This is a genomic window from Umezawaea sp. (assembly GCF_036375055.1).
In the GTDB taxonomy this organism is placed as follows: Bacteria; Actinomycetota; Actinomycetes; order Mycobacteriales; family Pseudonocardiaceae; genus Umezawaea.
On sequence record NZ_DASUSQ010000144.1, the window covers coordinates 45,299 to 64,679 of the forward strand.

The following is a 19,381-nucleotide window of genomic DNA, read 5'->3' on the forward strand; positions in this document are numbered from 1 at the left end:
CGAGGAGGGGCGTGCATGAAGGCCCAGTGGACCAACTGGGCGGGCACCGCGTCCGCCTCGCCGCACCGGGTCGAGCGCCCGGCCAGCACCGACGCCATCGCGCACGCGATCACGTCCGCGCGAGCGGACGGGAGGTCCGTGCGGCCACGGGGCAGCGGGCATTCGTTCTCCGAGATCGCGGTGGCGCCCGGTGTCGCGCTCGACCTGGACGCCTGGACGGGGATCATCTCAGCCGACGCCGCATCCGGCCTGGTCGAAGTCCGGTCGGGCACCACGATCGCGCAGCTGAACGCCGGTCTCGAACGGCTCGGCCTGGCGATGGCGAACCTCGGCGACATCGACGCGCAGACGATCTCCGGCGCGATCTCGACCGGCACCCACGGCACCGGTGCGAAGCTCGGCGGGCTGTCCACGCAGGTCGAGTCGCTCGAACTCGTGCTGGCCGACGGCTCGGTCACCTCGTGCTCGGCGAACGAGAACCCCGACCTGTTCAACGCCGCCCGGCTCGGCCTCGGCGCGCTCGGCGTGATCAGCACCCTCACCCTGAGGTGCGTGCCCGCGTTCGTGCTGCACGCCCGCGAGACGACCGGTCACCTCGACTGGATCCTGGAGGAGTTCGACGACCTGACCGCGGTCGAGGACCACGTCGAGTTCCACTGGTTCCCGCACGGCGACGGCGTCCTGGTGAAGCGCAACAACCGGGTGCCCGACGACCACGAGGCCCGGCCGCTGTCCAGGCTGCGCCGGTTCTACGAGTACGAGGTCATGGAGAACACCGTCTTCGGCCTGGTCACACGGCTCGCCCGCGCGGTGCCGCCGACCGCTCGTCCGCTGACCAAGCTGTGCGCGGCGGCGCTGTCCGAGCGGGTCTACAGCGACCGGTCGCACCGCGTCTTCGTGTCACCGCGGCGAGTCCGGTTCGTCGAGTCCGAGTACGCCGTGCCGAGGGAAGCGCTGCACGAGGTCGTCCGGGGGCTGCGGGCCGCGGTGAAGAAGCTCGACCACGGCGTGATCGTGCCGGTCGAGGTCCGCACCGCCCAGGGCGACGACATCTGGCTGTCCACCGCGTCCGGCCGCGACTCGGCCTACATCGCCGTGCACCAGTTCCTCGGGATGCCCTACCGCGAGTACTTCGACGCGTTCGAGCGGATCGCGACCTCGGTCGGCGGCAGGCCGCACTGGGGCAAGATGCACACGCTCGGGGCCGGAGCGCTGCGTGAGCGCTACCCGCACTTCGACGACTTCCGCCGCGTGCGGGACGAGGTCGACCCCGAGCGCGTCTTCACGAACCCGTACCTGGACCGGGTGCTCGGCGCCTAGACCGGAGCGTCGCCGCTGATCACCTCAAGGGTCTTCCCGACCGTCTCAGGCCTGTCCAGCAGGGCCAGCACGACGGCGGCGACGTCAGCACGCGGGATCGAACCCCTGGTGACCTTCTCGGCCAGTTCAACGCGACCGGTGGCCTGCTCGTCCGTCAGCGCTCCGGGGCGCAGGATCGTCCAGTCGAGGTCCCGCGCCCGCAAGTCCTCCTCGGCGGCGCCCTTCGCCTTCAGGTACACGGCGAACTCGGGCGACACCGACGGGTCGTCCGCCTTGTCGATGCCCATCGAACTGATCTGCACGAAGCGCCGCACACCCGCCTGCTCGGCGGCTGCGGCGAACAGCGCGGCCGCGTCGCGGTCGACGCTCCCCTTGCGGTCCGGCCCGCTTCCGGGTCCCGCGCCTGCGGCGAACACCGCGGCGTCGGCGCCGGTCAGGTATTCGGTCACGGCAGCGACGTCGGCTGCTTCCAGATCGCAGTGAACAGGTACCGCACCGGCCGTCCACACGTCCGAGAAGTGGTCGGGGTTGCGCACCAGCGCGGTGGCCGAACCCCCTCTGGCGGCGATGAGCCGCTCCAACTCCAACGCGATCTTCCCGTGGCCGCCGGCAATCACTACTCGCATGCCTCGACCGTAGGTCAGGAAGCGGTCGCCAGCACCTGCTCGTAGACGAGCTCGTTGACCCAGCGGGTGGTCGCGGTGTCCTCGACCGGCACGTGCTCGTTGCGACCCGCGACGTCGGTCGTGACGTTCGACTCGGTGTCCGCCATCAGCACCGAGACGCCGTAGCGGCGGACGCGGGGCAGGCAGTTGGTCAGGTAGTCGTGGGTGAAGGCGACCGACGTCGGCAGGACGACCGCGGCGTTGCCGTAGCGGGCGAACGGCACGGCGGAGGCGAGCGCGGTGCGCCAGTGGCGGGCCACGGCCAGGACGCCGACGATCTTGACGGCCGACGGGGGGACGCGACCCTCCATCTCGGGCCACACCCAGGTGGACACCGTGGTGCGGTCCGCCTCGGGGCCCGCTCCCACGCACACCCGCTCGGCGTGGGCGTCGGCCATCAGCTCGGCCACGACGACCACGCGGCGACCCATCAGGACCATCTCGGGCAGCACGACCCCGTGCCACCCCAGTCGGATGGCCGCGGACGCGGCGAGTTCCTCGGCGGTGCCGGGAAGTTCGGGAACCGGAACAGCAGTGGCCGACAGCGCCCGTGTGTCACCGGGAACCGCGATCCGTGCTGGTGTGCTGCTCACGCCAGGGCCTCCTCGGGAATCACGGTCGGGAAGTCCGCCGTGTTTCGACTCGTGCTCTGGATAATGGGTACCAGGAGGAACCGGCCGTGCCTGCGGGTCGAACGGGGCCCTGCGATCGGCGGCGTCGAGCGGTCGGTGACCGGTAGATAGCCCTCCTGGGGAGTTCGGCCCGACCATGCTGCCGTCCGGGTGATGCCGACGTGGGCGGTTGTGCCGAAACCCGTGCTGACAGTAGGCGTGGATCGCCTCCGGTAACCCGCTCGTCAACGGTCCGCGGGCCGACCGTCGAACCGCTTGTCGACCGTTCAGCGCGCCAAATCGACCGGACGACGTGAGAAGCGCTGGTCAGGTGACCGGGACCGGCTCGCCCGGAGCGCCGGTCACCGGTGCCGCCGACGCCGGAACCTGCGGGAACGCGGGCAGCCCGGTCGCCGCCGACGGCTTTTCGGCCCAGGGCGTTCACCCCCGCGGTCGCGAGCCGGACGAGTGCACCTCCGGGACGCGGTACCGGCTAGGGGAGCGCGACCGGCTTCGGTTTTCCGTCGTCCTCCGCCGACCGCGAACGTCCGACTATGTCGTCCGTCACTCGACCGGGTGACTGAGATCACGCATGCCGGAACCGAATCGGGTGCGGACGGGACGATCGAGGAACTCCGGACCGCCACCGGGGGGTACACCGGCGCGAATGGCCCAACCAGTGCAGACCAATCACCGTCGGGCCCGACCACGGGTGCGCGGGAGGCCCCCGCGCGGAGGTGATCACCCCGCGGACCTGGCCCAAGATCGCTGGTGGCGACCGGGCAAGGCCATCACGAGGACGAATGCCAGAAGGCCCTTGACCGCGTACTCTGCGGTCAAGGGCCTTCTGGGTAAGGATGGGCGAGGGGGGAGTTGAACCCCCACGTCCTTTCGGACACACGGACCTGAACCGTGCGCGTCTGCCATTCCGCCACTCGCCCGGAGCGACGTGGTGAACACTAGCACGCCCTCTGGACGGGTTACCAATTGGCCCGTGTCCCACCACGTCAGCCCGGATACGATCGGGGTCGGAGTCAACCGAGTCGGAGGGTGTTGCCGTGGGCCTCGTACAGCGCTTCGAGCGCCGTCTCGAAGGCATGGTCGGAAATACCTTTGCGCGCGTGTTCGGCGGCAGCGTCGTCCCGCAGGAAGTAGCGCAGGCGCTTCAGCGTGAGGCCGAGAGCAACATCCGCGAGCTCGCGGGTGGCAGACTTCTCGCGCCGAACCACTATGTGGTCCTGCTCGGCCCGCAGGACCACGATCGGCTTGCCGGTGACGGGCAGGATGAACTACGCATCACCCAGCTCCTCGGGGACTCCCTCGGAGAGCACCTGGCCGAGTTTGGGTGGGATACCTATGGTGACGTCGTAGTCTCCCTGGAGCGCTCCGACGCGCTGCACACCGGACAGTTCCGAACCAGCTCGTCCGTCGACCCCGATGTGAAAGTTGCCAGCCGACGGTCAGCACCACCTCGCACCGCAGGAGACCGATCCATGAGCCAGCCTCCCGGCTACGGACAAGGACAGGGCCAGCCCGGCCACGACCCCTATGGGCAGGGCGGTTACGGCCAACAACCGCCGCAGCCCGGCTACGACCAGGGCTACGGCCAGCAGCCGCAGCAGGGTTACGACCAGGGTTACGGCCAGCAGGGCTACGACCAGGGCTACGGCCAGCAGCCCGCGCAGGGCTACGACCAGGGTTACGGGCAGCAGCCCGCGCCCGGTGGTTACGACCAGGGCTACGGCCAGCAGCCCCAGGGGTACGACCAGGGCTACGGGCAGCAGCCCGCCCCCGGTGGTTACGACCAGGGCTACGGGCAGCAGCCCGCACAGGGCTACGACCAGGGTTACGGCCAGCAGGGCTACGACCAGGGTTACGGCCAGGGCGGCTACGGCCAGCAGGGCGGCTACCAGGACCCGGCGGCGGGCTACGCGCCCCCGGCCGTGCAGTCCGGGCCCCGCACGCTGAACGCCACGCTGCACCTGGACGACGGCTCGAACCGCACGTATCCCCTGAAACAGGGGGGCAACGTGGTCGGTCGCGGGCAGGAAGCGGACTTCCGCCTACCCGACACCGGGGTCTCCAGGAGGCACCTGGAGATCACGTGGGATGGGCAGAGTGCAATGCTCGCGGATCTCGGTTCGACCAACGGCACGACGGTGAACGGCACTCCAGTGCAAACTTGGCAGCTCGCGGAAGGCGATGTCGTCCGCATCGGCCACTCCTCACTGGTGTTCCGCACGCAAGGCTGAGGTCGATACGGGCGTCGGTGACAGCACTCAAGGCAGGAGCGGTTACAACCGGTGCCAGAGCTGGTGATGCAGCTGACCAGAGCAGGTTTCCTCGTCCTGCTGTGGTTGTTCGTGCTGGCCGCACTTAGGGTGGTCCGCTCCGATCTCTACGCTGCCTCGGGATTGCGGGTCTCAGTGCCCGGCTTCCGAAGAAACGCGGACAAGGCCGCCAAGGGGAACAAGGCCCCCCGGCAACTCGTGGTCACTCACGGGGCGCTGACGGGTACCCGGATCTCCCTTGACGGCAGGCCGATCCTGATCGGCCGCGCAGACGATTCGACGCTCGTGCTGGACGACGACTTCGCGTCGACCAGGCACGCGCGCATCTCGCTGCGCGGCACTGACTGGTACGTGGAAGACCTAGGCTCCACGAACGGCACCTACCTAGACCGGGCGAAGGTCACGGCACCCCTCCGGGTCCCGCTCGGCTCTCCGATCCGAATCGGCAAAACGGTGATCGAGCTGCGCTCATGACCCTCGTCCTCCGATATGCGGCCCGCAGCGACCGGGGCCTGGTGCGCAACAACAACCAGGACTCCGTGTACGCGGGCCCACGCCTGCTCGCACTCGCCGACGGCATGGGTGGCCATGCCGCCGGTGAAGTCGCGAGCAAGGTAGTCATCGCCGCCCTGGCCCCGCTGGACGACGACGAGCCGAGCGACGACCTGCTCGGCCAGTTGCGCGAAGCGGTCATCGCGGGCAACGGCGCCATCTCCGAACTCGTCGCCAGCGACCCCGACCTGGACGGCATGGGCACGACGCTCACAGCCGTCCTGTTCGCGGGGAGCAGGCTGGGGATGGCCCACATCGGCGACTCGCGTGCCTACATGATGCGCAACGGCGCGTTCTCGCAGATCACGCACGACGACACGTTCGTCCAGTCGTTGATCGACGAAGGCCGGATCACCGAGGAGGAAGCGGCGACGCACCCGCAGCGGTCACTGCTGCTGCGCGCGCTGACCGGCCACGAGGTGGAACCCCGCCTCATGGTCCGCGAAGCGCGTCCGGGCGACCGCTACCTGCTCTGCTCGGACGGCCTCTCCGGTGTGGTCAGCCTGGAGACGCTCGACGAGGCGATCCGCATCCCCGACCCGCAGGCGTGCGCCGACCGGATGATCGAGTTGGCGCTCAAGGGCGGTGGGCCGGACAACGTGACGGTCATCGTCGCCGACGTCGCCGACATCGACTTCGGCGACGACGCGCCGATCATCGGCGGGGCCGCCGGTGACGGCAGCGCCGATCCCCCGCCACCGGACTCCCCCGCCTCGCGGGCGAGTTCGATCACCGGTCCGCGGCCGATCCCGCAGCGGGCCGAGGCACCGCCACCACCACCGGACCCCAAGATCAAGCGGCGACGCAGGGTCAAGGCGGTCCTGCTGGTGTTCTTCCTGCTGCTGCTGGTCGCGGCCGCGGGCCTGGGCACCCGGTGGTGGGTGATGCGCCAGTACTACATCGGCGCCACGGAGGACGGCCAGGTGTCGATCTTCCGCGGTGTGAGCGGCAGCTTCCTCGGCGTCGCGCTGCACACGTTCGCCGAGGGGTCGTGCCCGCCCGGCTCCGAGGCCGCGTGCGAGCCGATCACGATCAACGACCTCCGGGTGTCGTCGCGCGACGTCGTGCGCAACGGCATCACGAAGGACGGGCTGGAGGAGGCTCGGGAGGGCATCCGCAAGCTCCGCACGGAGCAGGTGCTGCCCCCGTGCGCGGACACCACGAAGCCCTCGACGACCGTGACGACGACCACACCGCCCACGAGCACGACCACACCGCTGTCGGGCACGAGCACGACCACCGAGCCGACCCCGGCGGCGACCAGTTCGGACGCCACTCCACTGCAGTCGCCCTCGCAGACGCCGGGCACGGACTGCCGACGGAAGGGCCAGTAGTCGATGGGTTCGCCGGCTCCTACCGGGGAGGCGCCGCTCGCAGCGGCGACCAGCACGTCGCCGGGCTTGAGGCCGCCCACGAGGCGGGGTACCGAACTCGTCATGCTCGGGTTCGCCTCGGCCCTGGTGACGGCCGCCCTGATCCTGGTGGAGGCGAACCAGGAGCAGGCCCTGACGATGCAGATCGTCTACTACGGCTTGGCCTACATGGGGTTGTTCGCGGTAGCGCACCTCGCGGTTCGGAAGTGGGCCCCGTACGCGGACCCGATCATCCTGCCGTGCGTCGCGCTGCTCAACGGCCTCGGCCTGGTGATGATCCACCGGATCGACCTCGCGAACGAGGGCAAGGTGTTCCAGGGCGAGCTGTACTCGGCGAAGGCCCCCAAGCAGGTGCTGTGGACGGCCGTCGCGCTGGTGCTGTTCGCGCTGGTGCTGAAGTTCGTCAAGGACCACCGGACGCTGGCCAAGTACGGCTACACCGCCGGTCTGGTCGGCCTGGTCGCGCTGATCCTGCCCGGCATCCTGCCGGGCTTCATCGCGCCGGAGATCAACGGCGCGAAGATCTGGCTGACGTTCGGGGCGTTCTCGATCCAGCCGGGTGAGTTCGCGAAGATCCTGCTGATGGTCTTCTTCGCGGCCTTCCTCGTCTCCAAGCGCGACCTGTTCACCGCCGCGGGCAGGCGGTTCCTCGGTCTCGACCTGCCGAGGGCCCGCGACCTCGGTCCGCTGGTCGCCGCGTGGGCGGTCGGCGTGAGCATCATGGTGCTCCAGAAGGACCTCGGCAGCTCGCTGCTGTTCTTCGGCATCGTGCTGGTGCTGCTCTACGTGGCCACCGAGCGCGCGGCGTGGGTCGTGATCGGCCTCGTGCTGTTCTCCGGCGGTGCGATCGTGGCGTGGAAGCTGTTCAACCACGTGCAGCAGCGCGTGTCGAACTGGCTGGACCCGTTGGCGACCTACGACCTGCCCGGCGGCGGCTACCAGATCGCCCAGTCGCTGTTCGGGCTCGGCACCGGCGGGATCTTCGGCGCCGGTCTCGGCGCGGGCAGGCCGGACCTGATCCCCGAGGCGAACACGGACTTCATCACGTCCGCCATCGGCGAGGAGCTCGGCTTCGTCGGCCTGTCGGCGATGCTGCTGATCTACATGGTGTTCTCGCTGCGCGGCCTGCGCAGCGCCATCGCCGTGCGCGACAGCTTCGGCAAGCTCCTCGGCGGCGGTCTCAGCTTCGCGCTGTGCTTCCAGGTCTTCATCGTGGTCGGCGGTGTCACCAAGCTGATCCCGATGACCGGTATCACCGCACCCTTCCTGTCCTACGGCGGCTCGTCGCTGCTGGCCAACTACGTCCTCGTCGCGCTGTTGCTGCGCATCTCGGACGCGGCGCGCGGTCCGAAGGTCGTGCCGAAGCCGAAGCCGCAGCAGCCCGCCATCGCGGACCAGTACACAGTCATGGTGGAGCGTCCGAAATGAACACACCGCTCCGCCGCGTCGGCATCGCCATGATGGTGATGATCCTGCTGCTCATGGGCAACGCGACGTACGTGCAGGTGATCAAGGCGGACGACTACCGCAAGGACGACCACAACCGTCAGCGCGTCCTGCTCAACGAGTACTCCCGCGAGCGCGGTCAGATCATCGCGAGCGACGGCACCCCTCTGGCGAACGTCAAGAGCACCGACGACACGTACCGCTACCAGCGGGTCTACGCCAACGGTCCGGCGTACGCGCCGGTCACCGGCTACTACTCGCTGATCTACGGCAGCGGCGGCGTCGAGCGGGTCGAGGACGACCTGCTGAACGGCTCGGACGACCGGCTGTTCGCGCGCAGGCTGTCCGACGTGATCACCGGTCGCGACCCCAAGGGCGCCAGCATCCAGCTCACGGTCGACCCGAAGGTCCAGCAGGCGGCGTTCGACTCGATGACCAACGCCGGGTTCACCGGTTCGGTGGTCGCGCTCAACCCGCAGACCGGGGCCATCCTCGGGATGGTGAGCACCCCCTCCTACGACCCGAACCGGCTCGCGAGCCACGACGGCGAAGAGCAGGAGGCGGCGTGGCAGGAGTACACCGCCGAGGACGGCCCCCAGCCGACGATGAACCGCGCGGTGCAGGCCATCTACCCGCCCGGTTCGACCTGGAAGGTCGTCGTGTCGGCGGCGGCGCTGGAGGACGGCAGGACCAAGGACACGCAGCTCACCGCCGCGGGCTCGATCACGCTGCCGAACACGAACACGCCGCTGCCGAACTTCAACGAGACGCCCTGCGGCGGCGGCGCGACCGCGTCGCTGGAGGAGGCGCTCGCGCGGTCGTGCAACACCGCGTTCGCCGAGCTGGCGGGCGAACTCGGCGAGGCCAAGCTCACCAAGCAGGCCGAGAAGTTCGGCATGAACGACAAGAGCCTGACGATGCCGCTGGCCGTGGCGCCGTCCTCGTACGGCCCGGTGCCGGACAAGGCCGCGCTGTTCCAGAGCGGCATCGGCCAGCGCGTGGTCGAGATGACCCCGATGGAGAACGCGGTCATCGCCGCGACCATCGCCAACGGCGGTGTGCGGATGAAGCCGTACCTGGTCCAGAAGCTGATCGCCCCCGACCTGGAGGTCATCGAGGAGACCGAGCCGGACGAGGTGGAGGACGCGATCAGCGCGAACACCGCCAACACCCTGCGCGACATGATGCTCAAGTCGGAGGCGAACACCGGCGGTGAGGGCAGGCTCAGCGGCGTGAACATCGCGTCGAAGACCGGTACCGCCGAGCACGGCGTCGACCCGAGCAAGGTCGCGCCGCACGCCTGGTACATCGCGTTCGCGCCCGCCGAGAAGCCGACCATCGCCGTCGCGGTGATCGTCGAGAACGGTGGCAACCGCGGTCTGGGCGCGACCGGCGGCAAGGTCGCCGCCCCCGTCGGCAGGGCGGTCATCGGCGCCTACCTGGCTGGCCGCTGATGCTCATCACCGGCCAGCTCCTCGCCGAGCGGTACCGCCTCACCAGGCGGATCGCCGTCGGCGGCATGGGCGAGGTCTGGGAGGCCGAGGACACCAGGCTCGACCGCAACGTCGCGGTCAAGGTGCTCAAGGCCGACCTCAGCGGGGACGCGGAGTTCCTCACGCGCTTCCGCATCGAGGCGCGGACGACCGCGTCGCTGAACCACCCCGGCATCGCCGCGGTGCACGACTACGGCGAGACCGCGTCGATGCCGGACGGGCCGGAGGACACGGCCTACCTGGTGATGGAACTGGTCGAGGGCGAGCCGCTGGCCGCGATCATCGCGCGCGGCAGGCTGACCGTCGACCGCACGCTGGACGTGCTCCAGCAGGCGGGGACGGCGTTGCAGGCGGCGCACGAGCGCGGGCTGGTGCACCGCGACGTGAAGCCGGGCAACATCCTGGTGACCCCCACCGGCAAGGTGAAGATCACCGACTTCGGGATCGCGAAGGCGGCCGACGCGGCGCCCGTGACCCGCAACGGCATGGTGATGGGCACCGCCCACTACATCGCGCCCGAGCAGGCGCTCGGCCACGACGCCGAACCGGCGAGCGACGTGTACGCGCTGGCCGTGTGCGGCTACGAGTGCCTGACCGGGCACCGGCCGTTCCGGTCGGAGAACGCGGTCACGGTCGCGATGATGCACATCCGCGACATCGCGCCGCCGCTGCCGCCGGACGTGCCGGGCGGTCCGCGGGCGTTGATCGAGGCCACGCTGGTCAAGGACCCCCGGAAGCGCTACCGCAACGGCGGCGAGTTCGCCGAGGCGGTCGGCGCCGTGCGGGCGGGCAGGCCGCTGCCGACCCCGTCCGGCCTGGCCATGGCCACGGGCCCGGTGATGACGCACCCAGGGCTCCAGATGTCGCACCCGTCCTCGCAGCCGGGGTTCCCGCCCGTCCAACCCGGTATGCCGTCCGGTCAACATCCCGTCCCGCACAACACTCCGCACACGGGTAATTTCCGTCCGTTGCCGAATCCGCCGCGGCCTCAGGGGAAAGCGAGGGCCGTTTTGTGGGTTATGGTCGGTCTCCTGGTCGTGGCGCTGATCGTGTTGGGGATCTTCGTGCTGCGTGCGGTGTTGCAGGACGGCGACGATGCCGTGTCGGGTCAGCAGAGCACCACCGGCGCTCGTCCCGCGCAGGACAACCAGCCGAGCGCGGCGGGTGACCTGGGCCCCACGGACAAGATCCCCGGCACACCGGTGGTCCGGATCGAGAAGTCGGACTACCTGGACCTGCCGGTGAACGAGGCGACGGAGAAGCTCGCGGGCTACGGCCTGCAACCCGAGTCGCAGACGAGCCAGGGTGGTCAGCCCAGGGAGCAGAACCGGTGCATGGTGTCCGACGTGTCGCCGGTGGGTGAGGTTGCGATCGGCTCACGGGTGAGGGTCACCTGTGTGCCTACGTGAACGGAACGGGCCAGGCTGGGCGAGCACGAAACCGAACTGCTAGACACGATGGTTAGACCGTTGACGAGGAGCGGGACGACGCACTGATGAGCACTCCGCGACTGCTCTCCAACCGCTACGAACTGGGTGAGACCCTCGGCTACGGCGGTATGTCGGAGGTCCACAAGGGCCGCGACGTACGGCTCGGCCGGGACGTGGCGATCAAGGTGCTTCGAGCCGACCTAGCCCGTGACAAGACCTTCCAGGAACGCTTCCGCCGCGAGGCCCAGAACTCCGCGGCGCTGAACCACCCGGCGATCGTGGCGGTCTACGACACGGGCGAGACCCAGACGGAGTACGGGCCGCTGCCGTACATCGTCATGGAGTACGTCGACGGCCGGACGCTGCGCGACATGGTGAAGACGCAGGGCCCGCTGTCGGGCAAGCGCGCCATGGAGGTCATGGCCGACGTGTCGGCGGCGCTGGACTTCAGCCACCGGCACGGCATCGTGCACCGCGACGTGAAGCCCGCGAACGTCATGATCACGCGATCCGGCGCGGTGAAGGTGATGGACTTCGGCATCGCCCGCGCCGTGCACGACGGCCAGGCCGCCGTGACGCAGACCGCCGCGGTGATAGGCACCGCCCAGTACCTCTCGCCCGAGCAGGCGCGCGGCGAGGCGGTCGACGGCCGCTCCGACGTGTACGCGTCGGGCTGCGTGCTGTTCGAGCTGCTCACCGGCGAGCCGCCGTTCACCGGCGACTCCCCCGTGGCCGTGGCCTACCAGCACGTGCGGGAGGACCCGAAGCCCCCGTCGTCGCTGAACCCGAACGTGACGCCCGCGCTCGACGCCATCGTGCTCAAGGCGATGGCGAAGGGCCCGGCGAACCGCTACCAGTCGGCCGCCGAGATGCGCGCGGACCTGGTGCGCGTGCTGTCCGGCCAGCGCCCGTCGGCACCCGCCGTGATGACGCCCGAGGACCGCACCGCGGTGCTCAACCAGACGCCGCGCACCGAGGTCGTCTCGTCCGGCCGCCACCGCCCGTCGGCGCTGCGCGACGAGCAGAACGAGTACGACCCGCTGGCCGAGGAGGACGCCGAGCGCCGGGCGAAGCGCAAGAAGGCGACCATGGTCACCCTGGTCGTGCTGCTGTGCATCGCCGTGATCGCGCTGGCCGCGTGGATCACGTCGAGCCTGATCGGCGACGACAGCAGCGCGGGCACGGAGAAGGTGCCGGTGCCCGGTGTGACGGGCAAGACGCTGACGGCCGCGAAGGCGAGCCTGGAGGAGGTCGACCTCAAGTACAAGATCGACCCGGTGCCGTGCCAGCCCGGTGAGAACGGCGCCACGCCGCGCTGCACCGCCGACGACATCGACAAGGTCTTCGCGATCGACCCGGCCGCGGGCACGTCGGTGCCGAAGTACACCGAGATCACCCTGACCTACGGCACCAGCCCGGACCAGGTCGCCGTTCCGGACGTGATGGGCCTGACCCCGCAGGACGCGCAGGCGAAGTTGACCGCCGACGGCTGGGGCTTCGTCCAGGGGCAGGACACCGTCGAGGTGGAGGACCCGAACAAGGTCGGCAAGGTCGCCCAGCAGAACCCCCAGGCCGGGGTGAAGGCGGCCAAGGGCGCCCCGATCACGGTCCTGCTCGGCAAGGGACCGGACACCGTGCAGCTCGCCGACGTGACCGGGCAGAGCATCGAGGACGCGACGGCCACCCTCGAAGGCGCCGGGTTCAAGGTGAACTCGAAGGAAGCCGACAGCCCGGAGGAGCAGGGCCAGGTGCTGACCCAGAGCCCGAACCCCGGCCGGGTCGCCAAGGGTTCGACGATCACGCTGACGGTGTCGAAGGGCAACCAGATCGCGATGCCCGACATCACCGGGCTGACGGTGGACCAGGCCAAGTCCAAGCTGAACCAGCAGGGCTGGAACGGCGAGCTGACCATCACGGACAAGCCTGCCGTCTCGGACATCAGCAAGAACGGCAAGATCCAGTCGCAGGACCCGAAGGCGGGTGCCGCGATCACCAAGAACCAGCGGATCAACATCACCGTGGCCGACTTCAAGGTGGGCGGCGGACCGCCCACCACCTAGCTTCGGACTACCGCACGAGAAGGCCCCCGCAGCGCTCGCCGCGGGGGCCTTCTCGTGCGTTCGGGGTTCGTCGGGCGCTAGGCCTTGCTCGCTGCCGAGGCGAGCGCGCGCATCCCGTTCTCCAGGGTGGCGACGGTCGACTCGGGCACCTCGTGGCCGCACACGGCGAGCCAGTTGGCCAGCATCCGGTGGCCGCCGTCGGTGAGCACGGACTCCGGGTGGAACTGGACGCCCTCGACCGGCAGCTCGCGGTGCCGCATGCCCATGACGATCCCGGTGTCGGTCTCGGCCGTCACCTCGAACTCGGCGGGGATCGTGTCGGGCAGCACGGTCAGCGAGTGGTACCGGGTGGCCGTGAACGGGTTCGGCACGCCCTTGAGCACGCCTTTCCCGGTGTGGTGCACCACACTGGTCTTCCCGTGGAGCAGCTCGGGGGCGAGGTCGACGGTGCCGCCCCACACCGCGCCGATGGCCTGGTGGCCGAGGCAGACGCCGAGCACGGGGACGCCGTTGGCGGCGCAGTGCCGGATGACGTCCATGCTCGCACCCGCCTTGTCGGGGGTGCTGGGACCAGGGCTGACGAGGACTCCGCCGACGGTGCCGACCTCGGCGAGGTCCACCTCGTCGTTGCGTCGGACGACGCACTCCACACCGAGCTGGGCCAGGTACTGGACCAGGTTGTAGACGAAGCTGTCGTAGTTGTCGACCACGAGCACGCGCATTCCCACAGCGTAGCCGTGACAATGCTCTCGTCAGAAGTGAGGTAAGGCTCACCTAAACTAAACTCATGAGCCGTTCTCTGCGAGTTGCGATCGTCGGCGCGGGCCCGGCGGGCATCTACGCCGCCGACACCCTGACCAAGTCCGACACCGACGTGAGCATCGACCTGTTCGAGCGGCTGCCCGCCCCCTACGGCCTCATCCGCTACGGCGTCGCCCCCGACCACCCCAGGATCAAGGGCATCGTCAGCGCCCTGCACCGGGTGCTCGACCGCCCGCAGGTCCGCCTGTTCGGCAACGTCGAGTACGGCGTCGACCTGAAGCTGGGCGACCTGCGCGAGTTCTACGACGCGGTGATCTTCTCCACCGGCGCCGAGAAGGACCGCGACCTCGACATCCCCGGCATCGACCAGCAGGGCAGCTTCGGCGCGGCCGACTTCGTCTCCTGGTACGACGGCCACCCCGAGGTCTCCCGCACCTGGCCCCTGACCGCGTCCAGCGTGGCCGTGCTCGGCGTCGGCAACGTCGCCATCGACGTCGCCCGCATCCTGGCGAAGACCGCGGACGAACTCCTCACCACCGACATCCCGGACAACGTCTACCAGGGCCTCAAGTCCAGCCCGGTGACCGACGTCCACGTCTTCGGCCGTCGAGGGCCCGCCCAGGCCAAGTTCACGCCGCTGGAGCTGCGCGAGCTGGACCACTCCCCCAACGTCGAGGTGGTCGTCCACCCCGAGGGGATCGAGTTCTGCGCCGCCAGCATGGCGCTGATCAGGTCGAACAAGCAGGTCGAGATGGTCGTGAAGACCCTCCAGGAGTGGGCGATCCGCGACCAGGGCACCCGCCCCCGCAGGCTGCACCTGCACTTCCTCCAGGCACCCGTCGAGGTGCTGGGCGACGGCGAGGTCACCGGTCTGCGCACCGAGACGATGGAGCTCACGGGCGACGGCGGCGTGCGGGGCACCGGCGAGTTCACCGACTGGCCGGTGCAGGCGGTCTACCGCGCGGTCGGCTACCTCAGCACCCACCTGGCGGAGCTGCCGTTCGACCACACGACGGGCACGGTGCCGCACCAGGCGGGCCGCGTGCTCGACATCGACGACCAGACCGTGCCGGGCGTCTACGTCACCGGCTGGATCAAGCGCGGCCCGGTCGGCCTGATCGGCCACACCAAGGGCGACGCCCTGGAGACCGTGACCAGCCTGCTCGCGGACGCGCCGCTGCTGTCCGGCGCCGACCAGCCGGACCCCGAGGCGGTCGTGCGGTTCCTCGACCAGCGGGGCATCCGCTACACCACGTTCGACGGCTGGAAGCGGCTCGACGAGCACGAGATCGGTCTTGGCGCGGCCGGGGGACGGGACCGGGTGAAGGTCGTCGACCGGCACACGATGGTGTCCGTGTCCCGCGGCTGAGCCCGCGAAGGCCGGGGGCCTCCCGCGACCGCGGGAGGCGCCCGGTCGTCTACGACGGGGTCGTGACGTTGTTGAACGGCAGCAGCGGCTCGGCCCACGGGAACACCACGAACATCAGCAGCGCGATGATCCCGAGCGCCAGGACGAGGGCCTCCACCACGCGAACCGGCGTGGGCCCCGGCAGGTGGCGCCAGATCCAGCCGTACATCACTGCTCCTTCAGTTCCGGCGGCAGGAAGCCGTTGGCCTTCGGGTAGTTCATCGTCAGCACCGCGTGCACGATCAGCCGCTGCTTGTCGGAGAACCGCGGGTGGCACGTGGTCAGGGTCATCAGCGCCGCCTGCTGCGCGGCGGGCAGCTCACCGGTGAAGTGCGGCACCGGGCTGATCACCTCGCCCTGCTGCGGCGTCACGATCTCCTGGCCGACGGTCTTGGCGTACGGGCTGCCCGCGGGGTTCGACTGGTCCTTCAGCGGCGCGACCTTCGCGCACTTCGGGTTCTTCGCCTTGCCCTCGGCCCAGCCCGCTTCCTCGCCCGACGTCGGCAGCATCCGGTAGACGACCCAGTTGGTCTGCGTCTCCACCACGATCGCGTCGCACGACGACAGCAGGTCGAGGTCGTTGAACGGGGCGCCCTTGCCGACGCGGTGCCCGGCCACGGCGAAGTTGCCGGGGTTGCCGGGCAGCGCGGTGCCGACGTAGTGGCCCGGCCCGACCTCCAGGTGCTTGTCGGTCGTGCCCTCGACGATCGAGAACTTGTAGTCGGGGCCGAACGCCGGGATGTACATCTTGGCGAAGGCCTTGCCCTCGATCAGGTCGTACTGGACCTGGCGCTGCGGGTCGACCGGCGCGACGGTGTTCGACTCGTTCCACTGGTCGTCCAGCGCCGTGGTCGCCTCGTCCTGCTTGCCCGCCGAGATGAGGTCCGTGACGTAGACCTCGTAGACGACGAACAGCAGGATGACCAGACCGGCCGTGATCATCAGTTCGCCGAAGCCGCGCACGGCCTTGCGCCCTAGTCCGTCCGGCGGTGCCGGGCGGGGGATCTTGACCGTTTCAGGCTCGGCGACTGGGGGCACGTCCTCGTGGACGGCGATCTTGGGGATGACCTCCGTCGCGCTCTCCACCGGGCGCGGTCGGGGCGGTGGTCGACGGGGGTGCGGCGGCGGCCCCTGCGGTGCCACAGGGCGCTGACCAGGGGCGGGCCTGCCACGAAAGGGCTCCTGAGAGGCCGGGAAGGGCCTGGGGCGGGGCGCGTGTGGCGGCTGGCCCGGACGGCCGCGTGGCGGCGGTGGCGGGTCGTAGCTCACCGAGAAACCTCCCGAGCCGATGTGAATGCGAAAGACGCGGATCCGCAGAGCACTTCGCGGACCTGCCCGGTTACGTTAACGTGTTCCTCCAGCAGTGGACGTAAACTCGCGCCACTGGAGGCAATACACCAGGCGAGGACAGAATGCCGAAGTCCAAGGTCCGAAAGAAGGCCGTTTACACCGCGCCTGCCGATCGCCGCACGCCGGTGAAGGTCAAGGCAGCCGGGCCTTCGCACCCCCTCTACATCGCCGTCATGCTGGGCGTGATGCTGCTCGGTCTGGCATGGCTGGTCGTCAACTACATCGCCGGTGACAAGATCCCGGTGATGATGGACCTGGGGTCCTGGAACTTCGGCATCGGCTTCGCGCTGATGATCGTGGGTCTGCTCATGACCATGAAGTGGCGCTGACCACACCTCCTCCCGCGTTCCCGCGCCAGCCCGGACCTGACCCGTCCGGGCTGGCGTGCGTTCGCGGCCGTTCACGGGGTGTCATCACCCGGTGAGGTGACCACCGGTCCCGAAGTAATCCCCATTGGGGACAACCCCTGTGGACAACTTTGCGCCATTTTGCACAAGCCCCCGGTAGCGGGCTCCAGTTGTCCACAGGTTCCTGACCGGAGATGTACCACCCGTGCGGGACACTCGACCGCGTGACACCACTGCCGTCGGCCGAGCCGACCACCCGTAGTTGGGCCCCGCTACCCGGCGTCGTCGCCCTGGCCTGGGGATTGGCCGCCGTCGCCCTCGTCGCCGCCCTGCTGGCGGACGAGAACACCACCCGCCTGCTGATGGGCGTGGCGGCCGTGCTGGGCGTCGCGCTGGGTACCTACGGGGCGGTCGTGCGCCCCCGGCTGCGTGTGGACGACTCGGGGCTGCACGTGCGGACGGTGACCGGTGTGCACGACTTCCCGTGGCACGAGGTCAAGATCCGACCGGTGCGGACGCGCAGGCTCGGCCGCGAGTCGCACAGCCTCGAACTGGACTGGGAGCGCGGCGAGGACGAGCACCTGGTCGTGCTGACGTGGCTGGACCTCGGCGCCGACCCGAGGGACGTCGCCGAGGTCCTGCACGCGTTGCGGCCCTAGAGGCCGAGCCGGGCCGTGCCCACGAGCACCAGGCCGATCAGCACCAGTGTCGTGGCGGCGACCAGGGCTCCCTGCCACAGGTCACGGCGTTCCCGCGGCGCGTAGATCAGGCCTGCGGCCAGTCCCGCGCCGACGACCAGGCCACCGAGGTGGCCGACCAGGGAGATGCCGGGGAGCGTGAAGCTGAGGACCACGTTCAGACCGATGACGGCCAGGGCGGTGCCGGGGTTGAGCTTGAGCTTCAGCACCGCCACGAGCATCGCGCCCATCAGGCCGTACACGGCCGTCGAGGCGCCCGCGGTCAACGCGTTCGGCGAGCCGAACAGGTAGACCGCGACGTTGCCGCCGAACATGGACACCAGGTAGAGGGCCAGGAACCGCACCCGCCCGAAGGCGGGTTCGAGGTCCCGGCCCAGCACGTACAGCGCGAGCATGTTGAACACGATGTGCGTCGGCCCGTAGTGCAGGAAGCCCGCTCCGAGCAACCTCCACCACTCGCCGAGCACGGCGACGCCCTCGGGCCAGAGCACGAAGGCCGAGAACACCTCGGACCGCTGGTTGTTCACCGCGCTCCCCGCCTGGACGGCGGTGAGCACGAACATGAGCACGTTGACGACGATCAGGACCGGCATCACCAGCGGACGCGTGCCCACCTCCGCACCCACGAAGGTGCGGGCACGGCGGACCGTGCCCTGCGCCTCGCGGATGCAGTCGACGCACTGGTACCCGACCGACGCGTCGCGGAGGCACTCCGGACACGCCGGTCGCTCGCACCGCACGCAGCGCAGCCTGGTCTGCCGATCGGGGTGTCGCACGCAGACCGGGACTTCCGGCTGCGCACCGATCGGCTCACCAGGCGGCGGAGGAACTGCCGAATTGCTCACCGGAACGGGTCAGTACCGCTCGATGGCCACGGACTCGATCACCACGTCGGTCGCGGGACGGTCGCCCGCGAGGGTCGGCGCGGCACCGATCTTGTCCACCACCTGCTGCGACTCGGTGTCGGCCACCTCGCCGAAGATGGTGTGCTTGAAGTTGAGCCACGTCGTCGGGCCCACGGTGATGAAGAACTGGGAGCCGTTGGTGTTCGGCCCGGCGTTTGCCATCGCCAGCAGGTACGGCTTCGTGAACTGGAGCTCGGGGTGGAACTCGTCGCCGAACTGGTAGCCGGGGCCGCCGAAGCCCTGCCCGAGCGGGTCGCCGCCCTGGATCATGAAGCCGTCGATGACCCGGTGGAAGATCGTCCCGTTGTAGAGCGGGTCCGTCGTCTTCGCCCGGGTCTCCGGGTGGGTCCACTCCTTGCTGCCCTCGGCGAGGTCGGCGAAGTTGGCCACGGTCTTGGGGGCGTGGTCCGGGAACAGGTCCACGGTGATGTCGCCGTGGTTCGTGTGCAGGACAGCGCGCCGTGCGGGAGTCGATTCAGTCACGACGCCCACTCTCCCACCGATCCCCGGGCCCGGTGATCCCGGGGATCGGCGGGAGCTGTGCGGCGGTCAGGGAGCGGTGAACAGCAGCCGGTTGGGCGACCCGTTGCCGGTGGCCTTGAGCGCACCTACGGTCGCCGCCTTCACCAGGCTGTCGCGAACCTGCGCCGTGGTGAGCACGACCCCCGGC

The 19,381-nt window shown here is 69.7% G+C and carries 18 protein-coding genes and 1 tRNA gene; 11 read left to right on the forward strand and 8 right to left on the reverse strand.

The window, feature by feature from the left end; genetic code table 11:
- Positions 1-15: 15 nt before the first annotated feature.
- Positions 16-1,320, forward strand: coding sequence for a D-arabinono-1,4-lactone oxidase (locus VFZ92_RS35200; protein WP_330881082.1), 1,305 nt, complete (start codon positions 16-18; stop codon positions 1,318-1,320).
- Here the strand turns inward: VFZ92_RS35200 and VFZ92_RS35205 are convergent.
- From VFZ92_RS35205 to VFZ92_RS35215, 3 genes are all read right to left on the reverse strand, one after another.
- Positions 1,317-1,946: an NAD(P)H-binding protein gene (locus VFZ92_RS35205; RefSeq protein ID WP_330881084.1), complete on the reverse strand. Its 630-nt coding sequence runs from the start codon at positions 1,944-1,946 to the stop codon at positions 1,317-1,319. The two genes, VFZ92_RS35200 and VFZ92_RS35205, sit on opposite strands and share 4 nt — an antisense overlap.
- A gap of 14 nt (positions 1,947-1,960) precedes the next feature.
- Positions 1,961-2,578, reverse strand: coding sequence for a hypothetical protein (locus tag VFZ92_RS35210; protein WP_330881086.1), 618 nt, complete (start codon positions 2,576-2,578; stop codon positions 1,961-1,963).
- An 876-nt stretch (positions 2,579-3,454) separates the two neighbouring features.
- A tRNA-Leu gene (locus VFZ92_RS35215) sits at positions 3,455-3,537 on the reverse strand.
- 117 nt (positions 3,538-3,654) lie between these two features.
- Between VFZ92_RS35215 and VFZ92_RS35220 the strand changes: the two genes are divergently transcribed.
- The 7 genes from VFZ92_RS35220 (at position 3,655) to pknB (ending at position 13,241) form a co-directional block, all read left to right on the forward strand.
- Positions 3,655-4,848 carry a DUF3662 and FHA domain-containing protein gene (locus VFZ92_RS35220; protein ID WP_330881088.1) on the forward strand — a complete coding sequence of 398 codons (1,194 nt, stop codon included), beginning with the start codon at positions 3,655-3,657 and terminating at the stop codon, positions 4,846-4,848.
- A 51-nt stretch (positions 4,849-4,899) separates the two neighbouring features.
- Positions 4,900-5,361, forward strand: a complete 462-nt coding sequence (locus tag VFZ92_RS35225) for an FHA domain-containing protein FhaB/FipA (RefSeq protein ID WP_106185021.1) — start codon at positions 4,900-4,902, stop codon at positions 5,359-5,361.
- Positions 5,358-6,773 (forward strand): PP2C family serine/threonine-protein phosphatase, encoded by a 1,416-nt coding sequence (locus tag VFZ92_RS35230; RefSeq protein ID WP_330881092.1) that lies wholly within the window; start codon positions 5,358-5,360, stop codon positions 6,771-6,773. The genes VFZ92_RS35225 and VFZ92_RS35230 overlap by 4 nt, the downstream gene beginning before the upstream one ends.
- A gap of 3 nt (positions 6,774-6,776) precedes the next feature.
- Positions 6,777-8,240, forward strand: coding sequence for an FtsW/RodA/SpoVE family cell cycle protein (locus VFZ92_RS35235; RefSeq protein ID WP_330881094.1), 1,464 nt, complete (start codon positions 6,777-6,779; stop codon positions 8,238-8,240).
- The gene (locus VFZ92_RS35240; protein ID WP_330881096.1) at positions 8,237-9,712 is read left to right on the forward strand and encodes a penicillin-binding protein 2; all 1,476 of its coding nucleotides are present in this window, start codon (positions 8,237-8,239) and stop codon (positions 9,710-9,712) included. The genes VFZ92_RS35235 and VFZ92_RS35240 overlap by 4 nt, the downstream gene beginning before the upstream one ends.
- Positions 9,712-11,160 carry a protein kinase domain-containing protein gene (locus VFZ92_RS35245; RefSeq protein WP_330881098.1) on the forward strand — a complete coding sequence of 483 codons (1,449 nt, stop codon included), beginning with the start codon at positions 9,712-9,714 and terminating at the stop codon, positions 11,158-11,160. The genes VFZ92_RS35240 and VFZ92_RS35245 overlap by 1 nt, the downstream gene beginning before the upstream one ends.
- A gap of 86 nt (positions 11,161-11,246) precedes the next feature.
- Positions 11,247-13,241 carry a Stk1 family PASTA domain-containing Ser/Thr kinase gene (gene pknB / locus VFZ92_RS35250; RefSeq protein WP_330881100.1) on the forward strand — a complete coding sequence of 665 codons (1,995 nt, stop codon included), beginning with the start codon at positions 11,247-11,249 and terminating at the stop codon, positions 13,239-13,241.
- Positions 13,242-13,318: 77 nt separating this feature from the next.
- On the opposite strand, the gene VFZ92_RS35255 is transcribed toward pknB, so the two are convergent.
- A complete protein-coding gene (locus VFZ92_RS35255) occupies positions 13,319-13,963 on the reverse strand; it encodes an aminodeoxychorismate/anthranilate synthase component II (protein ID WP_330881102.1) in 645 nt (214 codons plus the stop codon).
- Positions 13,964-14,028: 65 nt separating this feature from the next.
- Here VFZ92_RS35255 and VFZ92_RS35260 point away from each other — a divergent pair, with 65 nt between their 5' ends.
- The gene (locus VFZ92_RS35260) at positions 14,029-15,372 is read left to right on the forward strand and encodes an FAD-dependent oxidoreductase (protein WP_330881104.1); all 1,344 of its coding nucleotides are present in this window, start codon (positions 14,029-14,031) and stop codon (positions 15,370-15,372) included.
- Positions 15,373-15,421: 49 nt separating this feature from the next.
- On the opposite strand, the gene VFZ92_RS35265 is transcribed toward VFZ92_RS35260, so the two are convergent.
- Together VFZ92_RS35265 and VFZ92_RS35270 are read right to left on the reverse strand one after the other, a co-directional pair.
- Positions 15,422-15,580 carry a hypothetical protein gene (locus tag VFZ92_RS35265; protein ID WP_259627569.1) on the reverse strand — a complete coding sequence of 53 codons (159 nt, stop codon included), beginning with the start codon at positions 15,578-15,580 and terminating at the stop codon, positions 15,422-15,424.
- Complete coding sequence (locus VFZ92_RS35270; protein ID WP_330881106.1) at positions 15,580-16,497, reverse strand: class E sortase; 918 nt, start codon at positions 16,495-16,497, stop codon at positions 15,580-15,582. The genes VFZ92_RS35265 and VFZ92_RS35270 overlap by 1 nt, the downstream gene beginning before the upstream one ends.
- 326 nt (positions 16,498-16,823) lie before the next feature.
- Between VFZ92_RS35270 and crgA the strand changes: the two genes are divergently transcribed.
- Positions 16,824-17,090 carry a cell division protein CrgA gene (crgA, locus tag VFZ92_RS35275; protein ID WP_330881108.1) on the forward strand — a complete coding sequence of 89 codons (267 nt, stop codon included), beginning with the start codon at positions 16,824-16,826 and terminating at the stop codon, positions 17,088-17,090.
- Between the two features lie 242 nt (positions 17,091-17,332).
- Positions 17,333-17,767, forward strand: coding sequence for a PH domain-containing protein (locus VFZ92_RS35280; protein ID WP_330881110.1), 435 nt, complete (start codon positions 17,333-17,335; stop codon positions 17,765-17,767).
- Here the strand turns inward: VFZ92_RS35280 and VFZ92_RS35285 are convergent.
- Positions 17,764-18,546 carry a rhomboid family intramembrane serine protease gene (locus VFZ92_RS35285; RefSeq protein WP_330881112.1) on the reverse strand — a complete coding sequence of 261 codons (783 nt, stop codon included), beginning with the start codon at positions 18,544-18,546 and terminating at the stop codon, positions 17,764-17,766. The two genes, VFZ92_RS35280 and VFZ92_RS35285, sit on opposite strands and share 4 nt — an antisense overlap.
- A gap of 114 nt (positions 18,547-18,660) precedes the next feature.
- The gene (locus tag VFZ92_RS35290; RefSeq protein WP_330881114.1) at positions 18,661-19,194 is read right to left on the reverse strand and encodes a peptidylprolyl isomerase; all 534 of its coding nucleotides are present in this window, start codon (positions 19,192-19,194) and stop codon (positions 18,661-18,663) included.
- Between the last annotated feature and the right edge of the window lie 187 nt (positions 19,195-19,381).